The sequence below is a fragment of the Microbulbifer variabilis genome (assembly GCF_020524905.1).
GTDB lineage: Bacteria > Pseudomonadota > Gammaproteobacteria > Pseudomonadales > Cellvibrionaceae > Microbulbifer > Microbulbifer variabilis_A.
The window spans coordinates 358,218-378,434 of sequence record NZ_JAIVKI010000001.1 but is presented as its reverse complement, the minus strand read 5'-3'; the positions used below and the strand labels follow the sequence as shown (position 1 = coordinate 378,434).

17 protein-coding genes are annotated in these 20,217 nt (G+C 48.4%); 8 read left to right on the top strand and 9 right to left on the bottom strand.

Annotated features, from left to right (window positions below):
• Positions 1–61: 61 nt before the first annotated feature.
• The 5 genes from LC073_RS01555 (at position 62) to LC073_RS01535 (ending at position 6,607) form a co-directional block, all read left to right on the top strand.
• Positions 62–754 carry a TetR/AcrR family transcriptional regulator gene (locus tag LC073_RS01555; protein WP_152454866.1) on the top strand — a complete coding sequence of 231 codons (693 nt, stop codon included), beginning with the start codon at positions 62–64 and terminating at the stop codon, positions 752–754.
• Between the two features lie 518 nt (positions 755–1,272).
• Positions 1,273–1,524: a YdcH family protein gene (locus LC073_RS01550; RefSeq protein ID WP_226642668.1), complete on the top strand. Its 252-nt coding sequence runs from the start codon at positions 1,273–1,275 to the stop codon at positions 1,522–1,524.
• 725 nt (positions 1,525–2,249) lie between these two features.
• Positions 2,250–3,833, top strand: coding sequence for an ethylbenzene dehydrogenase-related protein (locus LC073_RS01545; protein WP_226642666.1), 1,584 nt, complete (start codon positions 2,250–2,252; stop codon positions 3,831–3,833).
• On the top strand, positions 3,830–4,471 hold the full coding sequence (locus tag LC073_RS01540) for a DUF1566 domain-containing protein (RefSeq protein ID WP_226642664.1): 642 nt from the start codon (positions 3,830–3,832) through the stop codon (positions 4,469–4,471). The genes LC073_RS01545 and LC073_RS01540 overlap by 4 nt, the downstream gene beginning before the upstream one ends.
• A gap of 87 nt (positions 4,472–4,558) precedes the next feature.
• Positions 4,559–6,607, top strand: a complete 2,049-nt coding sequence (locus tag LC073_RS01535) for a DNRLRE domain-containing protein (protein ID WP_226642662.1) — start codon at positions 4,559–4,561, stop codon at positions 6,605–6,607.
• On the opposite strand, the gene LC073_RS01530 is transcribed toward LC073_RS01535, so the two are convergent.
• Positions 6,518–8,506 carry an alkyl/aryl-sulfatase gene (locus tag LC073_RS01530; protein WP_226642653.1) on the bottom strand — a complete coding sequence of 663 codons (1,989 nt, stop codon included), beginning with the start codon at positions 8,504–8,506 and terminating at the stop codon, positions 6,518–6,520. The genes LC073_RS01535 and LC073_RS01530 overlap by 90 nt on opposite strands.
• A 430-nt stretch (positions 8,507–8,936) precedes the next feature.
• On the opposite strand from LC073_RS01530, the gene katG reads away from it, so the two are divergent.
• Positions 8,937–11,207 (top strand): catalase/peroxidase HPI, encoded by a 2,271-nt coding sequence (gene katG / locus LC073_RS01525; RefSeq protein ID WP_226642651.1) that lies wholly within the window; start codon positions 8,937–8,939, stop codon positions 11,205–11,207.
• Between the two features lie 87 nt (positions 11,208–11,294).
• Here the strand turns inward: katG and LC073_RS01520 are convergent, their stop codons facing one another.
• Positions 11,295–13,502: a S9 family peptidase gene (locus LC073_RS01520; RefSeq protein WP_226642642.1), complete on the bottom strand. Its 2,208-nt coding sequence runs from the start codon at positions 13,500–13,502 to the stop codon at positions 11,295–11,297.
• 275 nt (positions 13,503–13,777) lie between these two features.
• On the opposite strand from LC073_RS01520, the gene LC073_RS01515 reads away from it, so the two are divergent.
• The gene (locus LC073_RS01515) at positions 13,778–14,194 is read left to right on the top strand and encodes a hypothetical protein (RefSeq protein ID WP_226642640.1); all 417 of its coding nucleotides are present in this window, start codon (positions 13,778–13,780) and stop codon (positions 14,192–14,194) included.
• A 436-nt stretch (positions 14,195–14,630) separates the two neighbouring features.
• On the opposite strand, the gene fghA is transcribed toward LC073_RS01515, so the two are convergent.
• The 7 genes from fghA to LC073_RS01480 all read right to left on the bottom strand — a co-directional run bounded on the left by fghA (position 14,631) and on the right by LC073_RS01480 (position 19,306).
• Complete coding sequence (gene fghA / locus LC073_RS01510) at positions 14,631–15,488, bottom strand: S-formylglutathione hydrolase (protein WP_413231427.1); 858 nt, start codon at positions 15,486–15,488, stop codon at positions 14,631–14,633.
• An 18-nt stretch (positions 15,489–15,506) separates the two neighbouring features.
• On the bottom strand, positions 15,507–16,640 hold the full coding sequence (locus LC073_RS01505; RefSeq protein ID WP_226642635.1) for an S-(hydroxymethyl)glutathione dehydrogenase/class III alcohol dehydrogenase: 1,134 nt from the start codon (positions 16,638–16,640) through the stop codon (positions 15,507–15,509).
• Positions 16,641–16,793: 153 nt separating this feature from the next.
• Entirely contained in the window at positions 16,794–17,078 is a 285-nt protein-coding gene (locus LC073_RS01500) for a helix-turn-helix transcriptional regulator (protein WP_226642633.1), read from the bottom strand.
• 66 nt (positions 17,079–17,144) lie between these two features.
• Complete coding sequence (locus LC073_RS21880; protein ID WP_413231420.1) at positions 17,145–17,372, bottom strand: AraC family transcriptional regulator ligand-binding domain-containing protein; 228 nt, start codon at positions 17,370–17,372, stop codon at positions 17,145–17,147.
• A gap of 275 nt (positions 17,373–17,647) precedes the next feature.
• The gene (locus tag LC073_RS01490; RefSeq protein WP_226642631.1) at positions 17,648–18,223 is read right to left on the bottom strand and encodes a PhnA domain-containing protein; all 576 of its coding nucleotides are present in this window, start codon (positions 18,221–18,223) and stop codon (positions 17,648–17,650) included.
• Positions 18,224–18,393: 170 nt separating this feature from the next.
• Positions 18,394–18,810 carry a CBS domain-containing protein gene (locus LC073_RS01485; RefSeq protein ID WP_226642629.1) on the bottom strand — a complete coding sequence of 139 codons (417 nt, stop codon included), beginning with the start codon at positions 18,808–18,810 and terminating at the stop codon, positions 18,394–18,396.
• A 67-nt stretch (positions 18,811–18,877) separates the two neighbouring features.
• Entirely contained in the window at positions 18,878–19,306 is a 429-nt protein-coding gene (locus LC073_RS01480; protein ID WP_226642627.1) for an Hsp20/alpha crystallin family protein, read from the bottom strand.
• 394 nt (positions 19,307–19,700) lie between these two features.
• Here LC073_RS01480 and LC073_RS01475 point away from each other — a divergent pair, with 394 nt between their 5' ends.
• Positions 19,701–20,138, top strand: a complete 438-nt coding sequence (locus tag LC073_RS01475) for a host attachment protein (RefSeq protein WP_226642624.1) — start codon at positions 19,701–19,703, stop codon at positions 20,136–20,138.
• The last annotated feature ends 79 nt before the right edge of the window (positions 20,139–20,217 follow it).

Genomic DNA, 20,217 nt, shown 5'->3' with positions numbered 1-20,217 from the left:
ACAAGGAAGTAAAGCGCACTTCTGGCGCTTGCCAACTGCGCTTGTCTAAGGGGAGGGGAATTTGAACCAAATCGATCGACGGGCTATTAGCCGGCGCGACACTGCTAGTCCGCGCAAACCACAACGTAAAAACGGCCGCGAGAAGTATGAAAAGCTTCTTGATGCGCTGGAAACTCTTATTTCCGAGCAGGATTCCACGGATATCAGCCTCGCTAATCTCAGCCAGGTGGCAGGGGTTCCCGCTGCATCTGTGTATCACTTTTTCCCGAGTGTAGATGCAAGCCTGACCGCCCTGGCAGAACGCCATTACAAGTCGTTTGGCGATGTAGTACTGGGGCACTCTGACTTCTCACCGGCAGATAGCTGGCAGGATATGCTCTACCATCTGTGCGATTTAGTGCGTAGCTATTACGAGGATAATATCTCCGCGCTCAAGGTGCACTATGGTCCACAATCCAGCTGGGCTTTGCGTCAATTACAGATGGAAAACAACTGGCGCTTGGCAGATACCTTAATTAAGAATCTGTCTCGCGAGTTCGAGCTGCCCCCATCTCAGGACTGGCGTGATCGCTTTATGTGCGCCATCAATATCAATGATTCTTTCTGCTCCCAAGCCTACTCGCGCTTCGGCAGAATTACCGAGGAGGCCGCGGCTGAGGGTAAGCGAGCAGCTGCCGCTTACTTGAAGCTATACCTCGGGGAGCTATTGCAACGGCGTCAGCTACGCTTTGCTCCGCTGGAGGCCTCCGCCTAAAAATCTAAATTTTATTAATTAAAATTTAGATATCATTTCTACACTAAAGGCCTGGCAGATTTTCCTGCCAGGCCTTTTTATTTACAAAACGCATCAAGCGCTCCACTATTTAAAATTTTTCCATTTTCAATATAAAAATAACGGCTGCTGCAATACTTAAAACCGTTGTTTTTTTATCATCAATCCACTCCCAGAATAAGAAACTATCCGGTGATAGTGAAATTCAAAAACTTATAACGATGTTGCTTGAAAAAAACCGGTCATTCAAAAATTCTCTTTTGATAGACTATTTTATTATAAAAACTTCTACCTACCGTTACCCCTTCAAACAACGGACTATCTCACCCTCAAAAAACTGTCCAGCCGCCAGATAAAACTGCTTTTTGAACTAATCAGGCCACAACATTGCCAAACAACTAGCAGCCACAAGCTGCAATTGGTTCATGAAAGTTTGTGACCAATCACTCACAAACTAAAATTATGCTTGATGCTCTAACTGGATTGAGGGGAGATTATTTATGTCCATTGCCGCACATGAACTGGAGCTGGATTTTCCCGAGCATGCCGAAATCATCAAACAATTGATCAGGGACGACGTAGAATTCAAGCTGGATAATGACCTTTACCGAAAACTGGATAAACAGATAAGAGGACTCCAGGATAGTGGCATCGGTACGGATGACGATCACTATTCAAGCCTGAAAAAACAGAGAGCCTACCTCAAGCAACATCTCTACAACCGCATTACCGATGTCGTCCCTCATCATTAATGCTTGAGAGATAAGCCCATTAAAATTAGCGGTGCTACATCACAAACGTCTTCTAATTAAGGACTAGAGTGATCGAGTGCCGCCATAAGACTCTATCTCCCCACCCTTTGCCTGCACAGATCATATCTTGATATGCAGCTGGATGCTGGCCATCTCAGCACCACGAGCAACTGGGATCTAAAAAGATTGAACAGTATCTCCTTAAAACTGAGATGACGTTGGTTCACAGATAGATAGAAAAACCGCAGGAGCGGAAATACTCAGTTGGGATTTTGGTGGCAGTACTGCTCTAATACGACAAGCCCTTCCTTAGATTAATTGGAAGCCTAAGCCGGATAATTTCCTGATGTACTCAACCTGCTACATACCACCCTTGCTCAGGCTCAATCCTCCTAGACTTTCGTCATGAAGATCACGATTAGCTCAAAAACGAGTTCCCAAATAAGTATCCTTTCAGGGTCCCTCAAGGCCTTAGAAGGCCTCAAAGCATTTCTATTACAAGACCAATCTCTCTTTAACTAAAGGTTAAAACTGACGTCTCTACGACAGTTTATAGCTAATTCTTTATGAGGGGCGAAATCAAAGATGTGCAACCCCACGCCACTTCACCGCTAAATTTGTTTCTTTGGCGGGAGAATAACTTCTTACCATTTCTCAGCCATCCACAGGCTTCTCTAAACTGTCATATCCCGTCGATAGCCTGAGCGCTTTTTTAGGGCCTAGCCATGTCTGACAGATCAAAAAGTCCCGTGTGGATACTTCTTCACGCAGCACTAGTAATAGCGGTGACTTGCAGCCTGTTTAGTGGGCTGCGTATTGCCACATTGAGTAAACCTGCCATTGCCTCTATTGAAGAGCTGCTGCCCCAAGGTGAAGTCCACAGTGTGCACTTTCTCTCTGCAATTCTGCTTTCACTGGTTGCATTGGCCTATTTGTGTTCGAGAGTTTTACGTCGCTTTCGGGCCCGACAGCAATATGGGCACAAGCCATTAAATTACCACAGGGTAGTGACCTGGGGAGGCATTAGCCTGTTAGCAATTTCGCTGGCCAGTGGCTGGCTGCTCTTTGCCGGAATTAGCAAACTGCCTCTGACCAGAACGCTACATTTTTGCGCTGCACTTGGACTTACGGCCTACATTTTCCTACATGCTGGAGTGTATTTGGTGCAGTTCGGGCAAAATGCCCTGAGATATATCCTCAAACCCGCCACAACAAGAAGAGCCCAGCTGATCCTATCATGCAGTTTTCTAATCATTTTCCTACTGGGCGGCTGGCTGCTTCTAAGCAGATTCACTTATTACCAACTACCGGTTTCCACAATTCCCGCCGACGCGATTATCGATATTGATGGCCATGCCAATGAGCCCCAGTGGGCGGATGCTGAAGTACTACAAATCAGCACTGATGGGGGAGCCAATTTTTATCAAGGCCGTACCGATATACGTCTCAAAGCTCTGCAAAATGGTGAGGAGATTTATTTCCACATCTCATGGCAAGACCCTACAGAAAGCCTGGCTCACCTACCTCTGATTAAAACTGATCAGGGTTGGGAAATACAGCAGCAGGGTTTTGAGAAGTTTGATGAAAGCCGCTACTACGAAGACAAATTTGCTCTATTACTTTCCAGTCACTGTGATTTTGCCGGTGCGGGCACCGCACATCTGGGGCGTTCACCACTGCCGGATAAGCCGGCAAATTGGCACGGCAAGGGCTACCACTATAGCCAATCGGGCCAACTGCACGATCTCTGGCATTGGAAGGCGGTACGCACCAATAAAATGTATCTTGCAGACGACAATTTTATCGGCGCGCCAGATATAGTGCGTGCGGGGATACGCCGCTATACCGCAGGTTACCAGCAGGATGGTAAGGAGTCTGGTGCCTATGTGATGAACTGGAAATGGTATTCCCCCAATAACATCACCCCCAAGCGCCTACCCAGCGATACAAAGGTTTTGGCCCCCTTCCAAAATTTGGATCAGAAGGGGAAACTGGATTGGACCATCTCCTGGTTTGATTACCAACCCTACTCAGCAGAAAGTGATCAGGTAGCACCGGGTACCCTAATGCCCTCGGTACTCTATACCTCCAACCGTTTTGAAGGCGACCGCGCAGATGTTCGAGCCAAGGGAGTTTGGCGTGATGGTTATTGGACGCTCGAATTAGTGCGTAAATTAAATACCGCCTCTCCCCTGGATATCCCTATCGAAGATGGCACCTGCCTATGGGTCTCCGCATTTGATCATGCACAAGTTGCCCACACCCGACACACCAGAGCCATTCAACTGAATCTGAGTAATGCGCTATGATCACACGGCTTTTTTTTATTTTTTTTCTACCCGCCTGCCTAATCGGCGCAGCAGTTATCCACACGCCGCAAGCTCCAAAGCCGTCGCAATACCATTTATCTAAAGTGACGGCCAAAGGAGAAGTAATCCATGCCTGGGGTGGTCCCTGGTCCTGTGTCTGCGATAGCCGTAGCGGCCTGCTGTGGGAGGTTAAATCAGATAGTGAAGACATTCACGATGGACGCTGGACTTATTCCCGACTTTTACAAAATCAGGGCGTTGCCAATAATGGAGATTGTTATTTTGAGGCTGAGCGCTGTGATACCGAAGATTTGATCCGCCACACCAATCAGGAACAACTCTGTGGCTCAAAACACTGGCGCCTACCCACAGCCAGCGAGCTGCATACCCTGGTGACAACAGAAGTAAAACCCGGAAGCCCCAGTATCGAAACTGGATATTTCCCCAAAACCCAGCGTGGTGATTACTGGACCAGTGATGGAAATCTGCCTCTAAAGGGCGTGTACTCTTATCTAAAATTCGGCGGAGCAGCGGTTAACTTTATAAATGGGCAAACCATCACAATTCCCTATCGCAATGCCGCTTTCACACGCTTGGTAACCAATCGTTCAAGCACCTGTCATATCGCTCCCCAATAATTCCCGCGCGCCATCAACTTGCAATTGCCCCTCCAGGCGGTGGCGCTCTCACAAGAAAAGTCCCAACTTAGCAGAGGAATTCCCACAATGAGACAACACATTGGTCGTGCTCTCACCATTTCGGCATTGTTGCTGGCAGTCGATGCCAGTGCTGCCACCAAACACTACCGCCTTGCCTGGGATGGCGATGCTTCCAATAGTGCCGTCATCGGTTTTTCCCCCGACGGTAGCAGCAGTAACCCCTATGTCAGCTATGGCTACTCTACCAATGAAAACAGCTGGAATAGCGCATTTGTCAGTAATAGCGAAACATTCGATGGCGGAATAACCAGCCACTTTGTGCGCCTACAAAACCTGAATGCCGACTCCCCCATTTATTTTCGGGTGTGCGACCAAAGCGGCTGTGGAGAGAGATTTTGGTTTAAAACGGCTCCTGCGCAAAATGCACCTTTTGTGGTCGTTGCCGGCGGCGATACCCGCACAGGTCATACCACGCGCCGCAAGGGCAATGAACTCCTGGCTAAAATACGTCCGCTCGCGGTGATGCACGGTGGTGACTTTACCAATGCCAATAGCGCTTCGGAAATGCGCGACTTCCTCGACGACTGGGAGCTAACCTACTCCAGCGATAATATCGATGGCTATAACTACAAGCGCATCTATCCGCTGATTCCCACCCACGGCAATCACGAGGATGACAATTACTCGACCATCTGCGAAGTCTTCGGGGTGGATTTCAATGGTGATGGCAACTGTACACCCAGTGACACTTATGGCGCTGTACAAATAACGCCGCTACTGCGTGTTTACACCTTGAACAGCCAGTTCCAAAACGGTGGCTGGTCATCTTACGCCAGCGCGATGAACAATTGGTTATCGAGTGATTTGTCCACCTATGGAAGCTCTGCCAACTGGCGTTTCGCCCAGTATCACAAACCCATGTTCCCCCACTACAGCGGCAAATCCGACAACCCCACGCTGTTTAACTGGTGGGCACAACCCTTCTACGACTACGCCATGAACCTGGTGGTGGAATCCGATACCCACCTCACCAAGATGACTGAAGCCGTGATACCCAGTGGTAGCAATTTTTCCACAACCACCAACGGTGGCACCGTTTACGTGGGTGAAGGTAGCTGGGGAGCGCCGGCTCGATCGGCCAACGATGCCAAATCCTGGACCATTGATATGGCCAGTATTCAGCAGTTCAAAGTCATCCAAGTGAGCGAGGAGGGGCTGGTGGTGCGCACTGCCCAATTCGATGGCACAGCCGAAACGCTGACTTGGGAGGAACGCGCCGCCGATCCATTGGTCCTGCCAGACAATGTAAACTGGTGGTCGGCCAACCGCCTGGGTGAAGCCATGAATCTGGTGGCCAATAGTGCGGGCCGCAGTGTGATAGAGGAGGACACGGACAACGGTGGCAGCTTTTCTCTACCGGTAAGCGATGATGTGTTTATTTCCTCTCGCCAATCATCCAGGAATTTTGATGGAGACTCCGATGGGTTACTTGCAGATGGCAGTGACTCCACCTATGGCACACTCTACACGCTGATCAAATTTGACCTATCCAATCTTTCCGGCTGCTCTTCCATCAGCTCTGCCACCCTGGAGCTGAATATTACTAATCGCTCAGGAAATACCTTCGGTATTTACCAGGCTGCCAATGACTGGAGTGAAGAGAGTGCTACCTGGAATTCTGTGGGTGGTTCATCGGTACGCGGCAACCTGGCAGAGAGCTTTGTGCCTTATTATACGGGAATAGAAACTATCGACCTGCTTTCTTCCGGGCTGATTGATAGTTGGCTGAGCGGTACAAATACTGGTCTTGTAATTGCCGCGCTCAGTGGCAGCAATGGAGTGGATTTCACCTCTAAGGAAACCGGTATGTCACCGGCACTAAAAATCGAGGCCAATTGCAACAGCTTGACCAAACTGGCCTTGCCAGCAACTGGCATTGATCAAAGAAAAGGCTTCATCCCCCGCAGACTGCCAGCGGTGTTGAAGCCATCGATTCTGATGCCAACCCTTCCCAACATCATGCAGTTAGGGGGTCACCAGGTTGAAGTTCCGGTCAAACTTATCGAAGAGTCTGCCAAACTGAATCAAAACCAGGGGGTTACCGCGCACCTTTAAGCGGCCTTCCTTAATCATGGTGGGCGCACCGACCAAACCGCTGAACATCAGCCGTAGGTCGGTGCTGCTCAAAGCCAGACTAGCCGAAGGGTCTTCGCTGTGGCGATCTGGATAACCATGTAAAACGCCATTTTTAACGACCACCAAGTATTTATTATTGTTGTCAGTCATCTCTATATTCAGGCGGATATCCGCATCCGCCGCTTTTTCCCCATTGAGCCGCACCGCCATGGCATCAAATAAAAGTTGTAAAGGCACTCTCGCCACAATTTCTTCCGGTGGTCGCATTTCTTCACGAAATTCAACTCCGTGACGCAGTTCCCTAGCGCCACTCAAATAAAAATTACGCCAGATACCCGATTCCGCCTGATATCCCAGTTGCTCGAAAGTATCTGCTAACAAATAACGGGCCTCTTGATTTTTCGGCTCGGCAAAAACCAAGTGTTTTAGGACCATAGCCACCCAACGGTAATTCCCCTGGGAATAATCCCGCCGCGCCCGCTTTATGATCTCTTCGCGCCCCCCCATATATTCCACATAGTGAAGCGCGGCCTCTTCCTGAGGCAGGGGGTGAAGGTTGGCGGGATTACCATCAAAATATCCCAGGTAGCGGTTGTACACCGCTTTTGCGCTCACATTGATGGTGCCGTAATAACCACGATTAGCCCAAGTGTGGGAGAGGGCTTCTGGCAATTGCAGTTGTTCGGCAATTTCAACCATATCGTGGCCATGGTTGGCCAGGCGCAAGGTCTGGTCGTGAATATATTTGTATAAATCACGCTGCTTGGACAGGTAATCCATCGCCTCGCTATTACCCCAGGTGGGCCAGTGATGGCTACTGAAAACCACCTGGGTACGCCCACCAAATTTTTCCATAGCACGCTCTAAATAATGACTCCATGCCAGTGCGTCGCGAGTCTTAGCGCCGCGCAAGGTATAGAGGTTATGCAGAGTGTGATTGGCGATCTCGCTCATGCACAGGGCGTCAAACTGGGGAAAGAAAAAAACCATCTCAGTAGGGGCTTCAGCCCCCGGGGTGCTCATAAAAACAATGTCCACCCCATCAATTTTCATTTCCGCCCCCTTTTCGGGGATCAAGCGGGTGGGTGTGGCTATACCATGTTCTCCATCGGAAACCCGATTGCCGAGCCCCGAGGACACAAATCCCTCCGGGCTTGAAGGCAATAAATCCCCAAACTGGTAGAGTGCCCGCCGCTGCATCACATTGCCAGAGCGTACATTCTCACTGATCGCCTCCTCGGAAAATCCCTCCGGCGCGATAATATCTACAGAACCGTCAGCCAGTTGTTGTAAGGAGACAACCCCGGCTACACCTGCAAAATGATCCGCGTGGCTGTGGGTAAAGATTACCGCGCTTACGGGCCTATCACCCAGTTCCCTATTTGCCAGAGCCAGACCTTCTGCAGCTGTTTCCTTGGATGTCAGGGGATCGACAATGATCCAACCTGTTTCCCCTTTGATCAGAGTCATATTGGCTAGGTCCAGCGAGCGAATCTGGTAAATGCCCTCAACCACTTCGAATAAACCATTATTCAAGGCATTTAGCTGAGCTTGCCTCCATAGGCTGGGGTTTACAGTATCCTGCGATACCCCATTTAGGAATTGCATCTGTGCCAGGCCATAAACTTCCCTTCCCATAGTATTTTTAATCTGTGCATCGGGTATCGTTGCAATAAATCCACGCTTAGCCAAATGAAAGTCCGAATTGTCAGTGAAGGGTAAATGCTTCGCCACAGCCTTATTGTGTGCTCTGGTCGCTTGGCTTGCAGGCTTGATATTGGTATTCAGCTCTTCTGGGGATAGGGCATTTTTCTGCCGGTTATCACCACAGGCGGTCAATAAAAGAAAAAACATCCCCCAAAATAAATAATTACGCAAAAGGATCTCCTTATATAGCGCCGCTATGGGCTTATCCTCATTACAAAGCGATAAGGCCATAGGCTGGCGAATTAGCAACGCAACAGCCAACCCCTGCGTTTTAAGTGATTTTTATTTTCAATAAACCAAAGGAAGCTACCGCTCAACCAGCGCAAATACCACCATTACGAGAGTTTATAAAGAAACTGGGCTTATTCTTTTCGTTTTATTCATCCTTCGTAACAGACGTAACAACTTAAAAAAATTAAAACTAGTCGAGATTATTTATATACAATCAACCCTGAAAAATAATTACCATAAAAATAGTCACTTATAAAACTCGCAATAATAAAGTCGCCAATATAGTCTATATAACCCTTTGACTTCGGCATAAAAAACCCAATTTAAAAGAGCCGTGGTCTGCATTTCTTATCGTATGGAGATGATTGCAATGCAATTAATGAGACCTATTCTCGGTTCCACTTTAATCATCACACTGTCTCTGCTGGCGTCAAATACATTTTCCGCTGACGAAGAGGTTGTGGCTGATCCGGTTACCCGCCAAGGACCTAAGGACTTCCAACCAAAGTCAAATCAATTCTGGTGGCCCAATCAACTGGATTTGCGCCCCCTACGGCAACACTCCCCCAGGTCTAACCCGATGGGAGAAAACTTTAATTATGCCGAGGAATTTAAAACCCTGAATCTCAAAGCGGTAAAAAGTGATATAGAGACTCTGCTAAAGACCTCCCAGGATTGGTGGCCAGCAGATTTTGGCCACTATGGTCCCTTTATGATCCGCATGGCCTGGCATAGCGCCGGTACTTACCGTATTAACGATGGCCGCGGGGGCGCAGGTGGCGGTCAGCAGCGTTTCGATCCGCTAAATAGCTGGCCGGATAATGCCAATCTGGATAAAGCCCGGCGCCTACTGTGGCCCATCAAACAAAAATACGGTGCCAAGCTATCTTGGGCTGACCTAATGGTGCTCACGGGCAATGTCGCCCTTGAATCCATGGGCTTCGAAACTTACGGCTTTGCCGGTGGCCGCATAGACGACTGGGAACCGGACCTGGTTTATTGGGGCCCAGAAACAAAGATGCTGGCCGATGAACGCTATACCGGCAATCGCCAATTGGAAAGGCCATTGGCAGCCGTGCAAATGGGACTGATTTATGTAAATCCTGAAGGTCCTAACGGCAATCCTGATCCCAAGGCTGCTGCCATCGATATCCGCGAAACCTTTGCACGTATGGCCATGAACGACGAGGAAACAGTTGCGTTAATTGCCGGTGGACACACTTTCGGTAAGGCCCATGGTGCGGTAAAAGCCGACTGCTTGGGTCCCGAGCCCGCCGGGGCCCCTATTGAACAACAGGGCCTGGGCTGGAAAAACAAGTGTGGTAAAGGTAATGCCGAGGACACCATGACCTCGGGGCTCGAAGGAGCTTGGTCTGCCGCCCCCATTACCTGGAGTCAGCAATACCTGGACAACCTGTTCAAATATAACTGGGTAAAAACCAAGAGCCCCGCTGGCGCTGTACAGTGGATTCCCGATGATCAGGCTGCTGCCAACCTAGTTCCCGATGCTTTCGATAAAAACAAGCGGCATGCGCCTATCATGTTTACTACAGATCTTTCCCTAAAATTTGACCCCAGCTACCGAGAAATAGCCAAACGCTTTCAGGAAAATCCGGAGGATTTTAAACGGGCTTTCGCCAAGGCATGGTACAAGCTGACTCACCGCGATATGGGTCCTCGAGCTCGCTACCTCGGTAAGGAAGTCCCTAATGAGGACCAAATCTGGCAAGACCCTGTGCCAAAAGTAGATCACCCCCTAATTAATGACAGTGATATCAGTCAGCTTAAGTCAAAAATTCTCTCATCAGGGCTCACCGTACCGGAGTTAGTGAGAACTGCCTGGGGCTCGGCATCAACTTTTCGCGGCTCGGACAATCGTGGCGGGGCTAATGGTGCACGAATACGCCTGGAACCACAGAAACAATGGCCTGTGAATGATCCCGAGGAACTGGCCAAGGTTCTGACGCAGCTAGAAAAAATCCAGCAGGAATTTAACAGTGCACAATCCGGCGGTAAGAAAGTATCCCTCGCCGACCTGATCGTTCTCAGTGGTTCTGCCGCGGTTGAAAAAGCGGCTGCAGACGGCGGACAAAAAATCAATGTGCCTTTCAAGCCCGGCCGCACAGACGCAACCCAGCAACAAACCGATGTTAATTCCATCAGCATGCTAGAACCTACTGCTGATGGTTTTCGCAATTACTTCAGCAGTAATAACAGCCGCACGCCCACCGAGATGCTGGTGGACCGCGCAAGTCTGTTAACACTCAGCGTACCGGAAATGACTGTTTTGGTTGGCGGTATGCGCGCACTTGACGCCAACACCGATGGCTCAAAAAATGGCGTATTCACTGATAAACCGGGAACGCTCACCAACGACTTCTTTATCAACCTTCTGGATATGTCCACGGTATGGAAAAAGTCCGATAAAGCCGAGGGTGTTTATGAAGGTAGCGATAGAATGACCGGCAAGGTGAAGTGGACGGCAACCCCGGTGGATCTGATCTTTGGCTCTAACTCTGAGCTTCGAGCAGTAGCTGAGGTCTATGCGTTTAATAACTCTCAACAAAAATTTGTCCAGGACTTTGTTAAGGCCTGGACCAAGGTAATGAACCTTGATCGTTTTGACAGTAGCGGTTCCTGACGTAGATTTAATCTCTCCAAATAAAGATCGGGCCTGTTGGCCCGATCTTTATTTCTCTCAGAGCTTTGTCAACTAGCTCAAAGGGTTTCAACCCTGCTCTTTTAGATGCCGATCAAAGAAATTTTTGATCATGCTGTACTGATGGATACGAGTTTGTTTACCGCGTAAGCTGTGCTTTTTACCAGGATAAGTCATCAATTCAAATTGCTGACCATTATCCTGTAATTGCTTAATAAGACGAGTAGTATTGGTAAACAACACGTTGTCATCCGCCATACCGTGATAAATCAAAAGAGATCCCTTGAGTCCCTTGCTGTAAGGAAAAACCGATGAGGCTTGATAGGCATCCGCATCGGCACTGGGATTACCCATATATCGCTCTGTATAATGGGTATCGTACAGAGCCCAATCAGTAACCGGCGCACCAGAGACTCCCGCCTTGAAGTAGTCGCCCGCTTTAAACATACTCATCAGGGCCATATAGCCCCCATAACTATGCCCATAGATTCCAATATTCTCGCTATCGACATAAGATAGAGAACGCAAAAATTCTACCCCAACAACCTGATCTTCAACTTCGGGATTACCCATATTTTTATAGATGGGATTTTCAAAAGCCGTTCCACGGTTAGCAGAACCGCGGTTATCCAGAGAAAAGACGACATATCCCTGCTGAGCCATAAACTGGTTGAAGGCCTTCTCCCAGCTATTGGTAACCACCTGGGCATGAGGACCACCATAAACATAAACCATCACCGGGTAACGCTTGGATGCGTCAAAATTGGCCGGCTTATAAAGGCGATAATTGAGTTGATGTCCCTGGGGTGCCGCAAGAGTACCAAACTCTGGAGTGATCCAGTCAGCTTTATAAGGATACAGGGGATGCCCTTTAGTTACTGCATTTTCCTCCAGCCAGGTCGTTAGGTCGCCATTCGCATTGTGTAAGCTCACCTGAGGTGGGGTATTTACATTGGAAAATTTATCGATATAACCCGAGGCATCTTGGGCGAACTCGATATCATGCAAACCCTTTTTGTTGGAAATACGCTGTATTTCTCCAATCCCATTAAATGGTGCTCGGTATAAATGACGCTCTATAGCGGTATCTTTACGCCCGGTAAAATACACCACCCCCTTATTTTCATCGATCGCTTCGACTTCATCTACGACCCAGTTACCCTGGGTTATCTGATTTAACAGCTTCCCATTGAGGTCATATAGATAGAGATGTTTAAAACCGTCCCTCTCCGAAGACCAGATAAATTGATCTTTGCCCTCAAGGAAATAAAGATCGTCACTCAAGTTGACCCAGGTATCACTGGATTCATTCAACAGGGTTTTGCCGGTTCCCTTCTTCAAATCGAAAGCACGCAGCTGCAGCTTTTTTTGATTGCGGGATTGCCACTGGTAAATTAATAAATTGTTCCGCGCCCATTGCACACGAGGAATATAAATATCTTCTTCATCACCAAGATTCACCCAGCGGGTTTTCCCCGATTCAACATTCAAAATGCCTAACCGAATTTTTACATTCGCTCTCCCCGCTGCAGGGTAGCGTTGCTGAATCAGGTCAATACGATCAGCATAGATTTCACTACGGGTTACCTCATCCACCGGAGACTCATCTACTTGAAGAAAGGCAATATGGCGATCATCCGGCGACCACCAGTATCCGCTCATGCGCCCCATCTCTTCCTGAGCAACGAATTCGGCCATTCCATTCTTGATAGTCCCCTGGCCATCTCGCGTTAATTGCCTTTCTTTCCCATTTTTCAAATCCACAAGATAAATATTTTGCTCACGGATAAAAGAGACATAACGCCCCTCTGGGGAGACCCGCACATCGGTTTCAAAAGCCTTTGTTTCCGTAAGCCTTTGTACCGCCTTTTTAGCCAAGTCGTAGTAATAAACATCCCCAGCCAGAGGGAATAGCAGAGATTTACCATCCTCAGACCAGCTGTACTCCATAATGCCACTGCCATAGATACGCTGGCGCTCCCGCCGGGCCTTCTCTTCATTCGAGAGGGTTTCATCGCCACTATGCAAACTATCTGAATTCACCAGGATACGGGATTGCCCATCGGCAATATGATATTCCCACAGGTCATAGCGGTTGTAGTCCTCATCACGCCCTTTCAGATAGGTTACCCGCCTGCCATCAGGGGAGTATTCCAGTGCCCGGGGAGTAGAACCACTCAGAGCTGGATCTGAGAATATTCTCTCAATAGTTAGAGGTTCTGCGTAGCATATTCCTACAAAAGCCCCGGCAAATAGGGCAAGTAGTGATTTTTTCATAGAGGGCCCTTAAGTTTCTTGCTCCCTGCCCAGCATTCAACATAGGAAGAACTGAGGTGGGAAAAGGTAATTTTTCTGTACGGACTGATTAACAAATACCGATTTTACAATGTAATTCTTCCCACACGTAATCTGTAGAAATAACACTTGGATTAACTTATTCAACAAATTATTCTTCTGTATAATCAAGGCTTTACAATTATTTACTCTGCTTTACCGACCTTTGTACCAAGATAAGGTCATACTGAGATAGCAATTCTCACAGGATAAAAACAGTGAAGTACCCCCTAATCATCCCCATTGCGGCATCTCTAATTGCTAGCAGCTGCAGCTCAACTCCGAAAATTCCCTCTACAGAATCATTTGTTACACATATCACCGAGTTCGGCCATAAGCGCTTTACTTACAAAGCAACTCTTGGTCCCGAGCGACCTACTGGTGAAAGGCCTCCCCGAGCACCCTCCGCAGGAGGGCCTGGTGGTGATAAGCCGAGAGGAGCGAAGCCCGGTGCTGGAAAACCCGGCGGAGGGAAAGGTAACTCCGGGGATATCAGAAAAATTGCTCTTGAACGAATGGAAATTTTATTGGATGAGAGCGGCTTCTGTAACAATGGATGGTTCCTGATTGAACAAACTCTCGATCAGCGACGCGCAGAAATTATCGGGGAATGTCGGGCAGTAGCACCCCAATAAATATGAAACTGCCCAATAGCAATCATAGGTGCTCATAACAGCTGCCGACTCGCAGAAGTTAAATCTCATTTTCCTGAAATTTTGGAAGAACGCACAGTATTGATGTCTAAGAATCATTTTAAGTAGAACCCAGACTACTGAGGATTTCTTTTCCCTAAGGTTAGGAAATAAGACTTAATTATGAGTAATAGATGGAACATTACTGTGTTGATGCAAGATATAAAGGTGCAGAATACGCCCTAATTAAAAGTATATAAGGCATGGATGCCATTCAAAACTTTGCTGGGTTGCACCTAAAGAAGCCCCTAAGAGAGAAAATTAATTTACTTCCATTCCCACTAAAAAATAATAGAGATAATTGAGATGCTGTAAGATTACAAAACTTAAATATTTATTTTACTCTCTTCACAGCATCTCTAGAAAAGGATGGGGGAAATCAGAGTTCTGAATGGTCTTGCCTCAGAAGGAAATCCCCGTGAAAACGCAAATGCTCCTCGATAAAAGAGGCAATAAAGAAATAACTGTGGTCATAGCCGCCATATTGTTCAAATCTTAATGGATAACCACAGGCTTCGGCAGCCATTTGTAAGGCCCCTGGGCGCAACTGCTGCTCCAAAAATTCATCCTCACCTCCCTGAGATACCAATATCGGTCGATGATTTATGGCGCGCCCCACCAATACAGATGCATCGTACTCCTCCCAGAGCGTGGTATCTGCGCCCAAATATGCGGCGAAAGCTTTCTCTCCCCAGGGGCAAGCAATCGGATTACAGATCGGACTAAACGCAGAGATCGAGGTATAACGCTCAGGGTTTCTCAAACCTATGACCAGGGCACCATGCCCCCCCATGGAATGGCCACTGATGGCACGACGCTGATTCACAGGAAAATGCTCTTCAACTAACGCAGGTAATTCATCCACAATGTAATCATACATGCGATAGTGTAGCTTCCAGGGGTCCTGGGAAGCATTCACATAAAACCCAGCTCCTTGGCCCAGGTCGTAGGAGGGATCGTCAGCAACCCCCTCTCCACGGGGGCTGGTATCCGGTATCACCAGTACAATACCCAGTTCCGCAGCCACACGCTGTGCACCCGCTTTCTGGCTAAAGTTTGCATCAGTGCAAGTTAGACCCGACAACCAATAAAGAACTGGATACCGATGCCCCTCTTCGCTATCTACATTCTGGGGCAGAAAGACCGAAAAATGCATCGTGCAATTCAATGCAGTGGATTGGTGTCGGTATTGTTGCTGTAGTCCATCAAAAGTTTTGGTACTGCTGGTAAGCTCAATAGACATAGACTATCCCGCTTAGACATTTCCATAGTGGATAACGCTACGAATACTCTTGCCCTTGTGCATCAATTCAAAGGCTTCATTAATTTTATCCAATGGCATCGTATGGGTAATAAAGTCATCCAACTTAAATTCCCCAGCCAGATAACGATTCACATAATCCGGCAGCTCAGAACGACCTTTCACGCCGCCAAATGCGGTACCGCGCCAGACCCTGCCGGTTACTAATTGAAATGGACGCGTGCTGATCTCCTGCCCGGCACCGGCAACTCCAATAATTACGGACTCCCCCCAGCCCTTGTGACAGCACTCCAGCGCCGATCGCATAGTATTTACGTTTCCTATGCACTCGAAGGAATAATCCACCCCGCCATCGGTAAGTTCGACAATGACATCTTGGATGGGTTGCTCATAATTCTTTGGATTAATACATTCTGTTGCGCCGAGTTTTTTTGCCAGCGCAAATTTATCTTCATTAATGTCGATACCAATAATACGCTCGGCACCAGCCATCTTGGCTCCAATAATCGCCGATAGGCCAATACCGCCCAATCCGAAGATAGCCACGGTCGAACCCGCCTCTACCTTAGCCGTATTCATTACCGCTCCCATACCCGTTGTCACACCACAGCCTAGGAGACAGACTTCCTCTAGCGGCGCCTCAGGATTAATCTTCGCCAGGGAAATTTCCGGTAAGACCGTATACTCGGAAAAGGTGGAGGTCCCCATATAGTGATAGATGGGCTTGCCATTGATTGAAAAACGCGTGGTGCCATCCGGCATCAGGCCCTTACCTTGGGTCGCTCGAATTTTCTGGCAGAGATTCGTTTTACCAGACAAACAAAATTTGCACTCTCCACATTCAGGGGTATAGAGCGGTATAACGTGGTCCCCAACCGCCAAACTGGTAACGCCCTCCCCCACAGACTCTACAACACCCGCCCCTTCATGGCCGAGGATCGCAGGGAATACGCCTTCTGGGTCCTCTCCCGATAATGTGAAAGCATCGGTATGGCAGACACCTGTTGCCATTAACTTGATACGTACCTCGCCTTTCTGCGGCGGCATCACCTCAACTTCCTCGATAGAAAGCGGCTCACCCGCTTTCCAGGCCACAGCAGCTTTACAGCGAATCGTCTCTGTACCCATGTTGTTGTTCCTTATCGATATTTACTCAACTCAACAGATGCCCAGCATAGCCTGCCAGTATTTACGTGGCAAAAAAACAAAAGTCAAAAACGGAAATGGAAGTAGGCAAGACGCTGCAGAGTAAATAATTTTTGAGAAGCGCTGAAGTAAAAATCAGTGTTGCTGTTTGCCCCACTGCAGAGGGGAGTAGCCATGCACTGCGCGGAAGGCCTTAGAGAAAGCACTGGTATCTGTATAGCCAAGACTCGCAGAAAGTAGCCCAATTTCGATATTGGATGAACGCAAATGCCATCTGGCTGTTTCCATACGCGCGTCCTGCAGAAGCTGCTTGAAAGAGGTTCCAGCGGTGCTTAAGTGCCGCTGCAAAGTACGTACGGGGATATTCATCAGCTGGGCAACCTGTGCCAGGTTACGCTGCTTAGCTCCCAGTGTCTGCAAAATCAGTGTTCACACCTGGCCGGCAATATCACTCCGTTGTCCCTGAATCAGAACCTGGGTGTATGCCTAAAAATATTTCACTAGACTGGCACTCGATGCATTCAAAGGCCTCAGCAATAGTTCGGCGTCAAATATAAGACAGTCACATTTCTGGCCCCAAAATACTTCGGCTTCAAAATACTCACGATAGCGCTGAGGCGGAGAGAGTGGAGCATGGCAAAAATGCACTTGGTGTGGGCGAATATCTCCCCCTGCCAATTCTTTAAATGATTGACAAGCGGCTCCAAAGGCCAAATCACTGTATTGTTCAGCACCTTTATGGCTATGGCGATAGTTGATGCGATAGGCAAACAGGTTGCCATCTCGCTCCTATAAACGCCAATGGTCGGCTTGGTATCGACCGCCATGACTTTGCGCATCAGCTAGAACGACAGAGTATGAGCGTATGACGCAGGGTAAATCCATTCAAGTAATTTAACCGGGGCTAGATTGTGACGGAGAGCTAAGCCTCCGCCGCTAACAATCCCAAACGATACTCTCAATAAAAGAACTTCAGCAATAAAAGAACTTCAGCCAATTTTCTTGACGAATTTAGTCAGGATTACGATTCGCTGCCCCTCTACACGCCCTTCGATATGCTCTGGATTATCTGTCAGGCTAATTCCACGAACTGCGGTACCGCGTTTAGCAACCAGACTGGAACCTTTAACATCCAGGTCCTTAATAATGGTCACATTATCACCTGCCTGGAGTTGAACACCATTGCTGTCGCGGTGAACCAGGATATCGCCCGCTTCGGGCAGGGCTCCGGCTTGAGCCCAGCTGAGCAGATCGTCATCCAAGTACAGCATGTCGAACAAGTCCTGCGCCCAGGTTTCCGAAGACAGCCGCTTGAGAAGACGCCAAGCCAGTACTTGTACCGCCGGCTCCGGATTCCACATACTGTCAGAGAGGCAGTGCCAATGGCCACTGTCGAGTTGAGTTGGATTATTCAATTGGTCCCGACAGGTCTGACACAGGAGCACCTGGGCCTCAGCCTGTGCCGAGGATTCCGGCAATTCATAAGCCTCCAGATTATTCTGTGATTTGCAAAGCTCACACTGACCACCACTGCGCTGAAGCAGCTGTTCCTGACTGACCGCCATGGTTTACCTCAAAAAGTGCGAAGTATACGCCCTCACCTGCTATTTCGCGTACCCCTCTGGGGACTGTTAATCACTATTAAAAGGCTGATCAGGGCGAGGACCCCATCAGGGAATATCCCTCACAGGGTCCACAAGGCAGTATGAGCCCCTATTATTGGGGCTGTGCAGGGTTAGTGGTGAGCCGAGATCGTTGAAGCGAAGTGGCCGCCCTGCTTGCTGGCAATGGCCGAAGTGATATCCCCGAGGCTGAGAATACCAACCATACGCTTCTCACTGTTCAGTACAGGCATACGCCGCAGCAGTTGCTGCTCCATTTTATGTACTGCGGAGAGGAGGTCATCTTCCTCCCAACACCACTCAATACCCTCGGTCATCACATCGCGAGCGGTCAGTGAAGAGAGGTTACCTCCCTGTACGACACCACGGCATACGATATCCCGGTCGGTTACCATTCCTACCAAGCGATCATTTTCACCGATGGGGACAGCACCAATATCCTCATCGCGCAGGATTTTAGCCAATTCCTGTAGTGAGGTATCTGGTGTACACCAGGTTGCCCCCTGGTGCATAGCTTGTTTTACTTTCATCGTGTTACCTCTACCAATTCTAAAAAGCTATATTTATAGCGACTAAAACTGCCGCTGGGAAAAAGAATTAATGCACTTCGATACGCTTTCTCTGTGGCGGATGCCCTTCATGCTTGGGAACGGTCAAGGTTAAAATGCCATCCTTGAAGTTTGCGTCGATTTCATCTTCACGAACATCTTCACCTAAATTGAAACTGCGTAAGAACTTGCCATAGCGGCGCTCCTGTCGCAGTATCCGACCGTCCTTCTCTTCCTTAATTTCACGGTGCACTTCCGCCTCTAGGGTTAAAACACCACTCTCCAAAGTGATACTGATATCATTTTTGCCGACACCAGGTAGCTCAGCACTAATTTCATATCTGTTTTTTTTCTCGCTCACATCGATTCGTGGCGAGAAAAAACCTTCCCTTTCATTACCAATAGCGCGACTGGGCGACAGCATCTGCTCAAACATATTATCTAGATCGAGCAGGGAACCTCTGGGTATCAGACTCATACTTACAATCTCCATCTACGGCTATGTCGCAAAAGGCGCAAGCTAGCCCCTAAGGTCCGGCTTACGCCTCTCACATCTTGACTTCATTCTAGGAAATTTCGTGCCAGTCGGTAGGATTAAGTGCCCGGTAAAACCATCTCAAAAGGCATAAAGAAAGCAGCGAGCATTTAAAATTTATCTAGGAAAAATATTCCAATGTAATCTAAGAGATCGTGACAGCTATCGATTTGAGTGGCGAACAATTCTCTGTATTTTTCCGCTATTCCACCCTTGTTCCCCGAAAATAAAGAACAAATTGACCACCTCTTTCCCGTCAACCAAGTTAGCTTACAGTTAGTCAGTGGCGCCAAATTTAACTAGGATAAAAAGGAAGTAAAAAAATGAGGATACGCTCATGGCTTTAGCATGGGTTCTTGTGGCCAACCAATCGCAAGCCAGAATTTTTGAAGCACAAAAGCGCGCCAGCAATCTCCACGAAATCCAAGGACTTCTCCATCCACAATCCCGATTATCCGGACGGGAAGTCGATAGTGATGCTCCTGGACGCAGCTTTGACAGCCATGGCCAGGGCAGCCATGCAATGGGAAACTTTGCAAATCTACATCGCCGAAGTGGCGAAGATTTTGCCAGAGAAATCGCTCACACACTGGAGCGAGGACGTCAGGAAGGCCGCTTTGAGAAGTTATACATTGTAGCGGAGCCCTATATGGTTGGTAGCTTGCGCGATGCACTCAAAACACCCACCCGAGCCACCGTTGCTGGAGAGACCGGCAAAAATTTGGTGGATAGCCAGCCAGATGAAATTCGTGCGCAACTGCCCATCTGGCTTTAATTGATTATTCTTGTGAAAGCCTGCAAGAATGGTGGGGCTGAAATATCAGCCCCCATCAGCGGCCTATTGGACGGCAATT

Bases quoted from the DNA above. Each gene is read 5' to 3' on its own strand.
- LC073_RS01550 (WP_226642668.1), top strand. From the start codon at position 1,273: ATGTCCATTGCCGCACATGAACTGGAGCTGGATTTTCCCGAGCATGCC.
- LC073_RS01545 (WP_226642666.1), top strand. From the start codon at position 2,250: ATGTCTGACAGATCAAAAAGTCCCGTGTGGATACTTCTTCACGCAGCA.
- LC073_RS01540 (WP_226642664.1), top strand. From the start codon at position 3,830: ATGATCACACGGCTTTTTTTTATTTTTTTTCTACCCGCCTGCCTAATC.
- LC073_RS01535 (WP_226642662.1), top strand. From the start codon at position 4,559: ATGAGACAACACATTGGTCGTGCTCTCACCATTTCGGCATTGTTGCTG.
- katG (WP_226642651.1), top strand. From the start codon at position 8,937: ATGCAATTAATGAGACCTATTCTCGGTTCCACTTTAATCATCACACTG.
- LC073_RS01520 (WP_226642642.1), bottom strand. From the start codon at position 13,502: ATGAAAAAATCACTACTTGCCCTATTTGCCGGGGCTTTTGTAGGAATA.
- LC073_RS01505 (WP_226642635.1), bottom strand. From the start codon at position 16,640: ATGGGTACAGAGACGATTCGCTGTAAAGCTGCTGTGGCCTGGAAAGCG.
- LC073_RS01490 (WP_226642631.1), bottom strand. From the start codon at position 18,223: ATGGCGGTCAGTCAGGAACAGCTGCTTCAGCGCAGTGGTGGTCAGTGT.
- LC073_RS01485 (WP_226642629.1), bottom strand. From the start codon at position 18,810: ATGAAAGTAAAACAAGCTATGCACCAGGGGGCAACCTGGTGTACACCA.
- LC073_RS01480 (WP_226642627.1), bottom strand. From the start codon at position 19,306: ATGAGTCTGATACCCAGAGGTTCCCTGCTCGATCTAGATAATATGTTT.
- LC073_RS01475 (WP_226642624.1), top strand. From the start codon at position 19,701: ATGGCTTTAGCATGGGTTCTTGTGGCCAACCAATCGCAAGCCAGAATT.